The organism is Streptomyces sp. NPDC107581 (genome assembly GCF_055657175.1).
This window is the reverse complement of the sequence record NZ_JBVKBH010000064.1, coordinates 1-1,512: the sequence shown is the minus strand read 5'-3', so window position 1 is coordinate 1,512 and position 1,512 is coordinate 1. Positions and strand designations below refer to the sequence as shown.

The following is a 1,512-nucleotide window of genomic DNA, read 5'->3' as shown; positions in this document are numbered from 1 at the left end:
ATCCTGGCCATCCTCCCCCTCGTCCTGATCGGCGTGGTCTCCGCCATCGCCAACGGACTGATCGCCTACGCCACCAAACTCTTCGACCTCGAGGCCAACAGCTCCATCTCCTCGATCCTCATCGTCGTCCTCTTCGGCGTCGGCACCGACTACTTCCTCTTCCTGATGTTCCGCTACCGCGAACGCCTGCGCGCCGGAGACGAACCCAAGCAGGCCATGATCGAAGCGGTCGGCCGGGTCGGCGAAGCCATCGCCTCCGCCGCCGGAGCCGTCATCATCGCCTTCCTCGCCCTGACCCTGTCCACCCTCGGCTTCCTGCGCCAGATGGGCCCCGCCCTCGCCATCGCCGTCGGCGCCACCCTCATCGCCGGACTGACCCTGATCCCCGCCGTGATCTCCCTCATCGGCCCCAAGGTCTTCTGGCCCTCAAAATCCTGGCAGCACGAACCCTCCAACGCCCGCTTCGCCGCCCTGGGCCGCGGCGTCCAGCGCCGACCCGCCCTGACCGCCGCCGTCTCCGGCCTCATCCTGGTCGCCCTCTCCCTGGGCACCCTCGGCTACAAAGCCACCTTCGACCTCGCCTCCGGCTCCATGCCCAAAACCAAGGAGTCCATGGTCGTCCAGGACCAGATGCAAAAGGCCTACTCGGCCGGCGCCGCCGCACCCACCGACGTCTACCTCACCAGCACCGACGGCACCCCCCTGGACAAAACCGCCTTCACCGCCTACGCACACCAACTCAGCACCGTCGACGGCGTCGCCAGCGCCCGCCTCGCCCAGGTCAACAAACAAGGCACCACCGCCGACTTCACCGTCACCCTGAAATACGAAGCCTCCACCGACCAGGCCATCAACGCCGTCGGCCGCGTCCGCGACAGCGCCCACACCAACGCCCCCCACAACACCAAAGCCGTCGTCGGCGGACTCTCCTCCATCTACAAAGACATCGACACCGCCGTCAACCACGACTACCGCACCGTCTTCCCCGTCGCCGCCCTCCTGATCATGGTCATCCTCGGACTGCTGCTCCGCAGCATCGTCGCCCCCTGGTACCTGATCGCCTCCGTCGGCCTCGGCTTCGGCGCCACCCTCGGATCCACCGTCTGGATCTTCCAGAAGGGACAGGGCCACTCCGGCCTCATGTTCCTCCTCCCCGTGATCATGTATCTGTTCGTCGTCGCCATCGGCACCGACTACAACATCCTCATGATCGCCCGCCTGCGCGAAGAAGCCCGCGAAGGCCGCACCCCACGCGAAGCCGCCGGCATGGCACTCAAACAAGCCGGCCCCACCGTCGCCGCAGCCGGCTTCATCCTCGCCGCCACCTTCGCCACCATGATGCTCGCCGGCAACGCACTCCTGACCGAAATGGGCTTCGCCGTCTCCTTCGGCATCGCCATCGCCGCCTTCATCATGGCCATGTTCTTCACCCCCAGCCTCACCGCACTCATCGGCCACGCCGCCTGGTGGCCCGGACACGGCGACCGGAGCACCGAGACCACCCCCGCATCC

The 1,512-nt window shown here is 67.1% G+C and carries 1 protein-coding gene; it reads left to right on the top strand.

Annotated features, from left to right (window positions below; all coding sequences use genetic code 11):
* On the top strand, nucleotides 1–1,512 hold a 1,512-nt coding region (locus ACZ7P3_RS42555; RefSeq protein ID WP_472090054.1), incomplete at both ends, for an MMPL family transporter.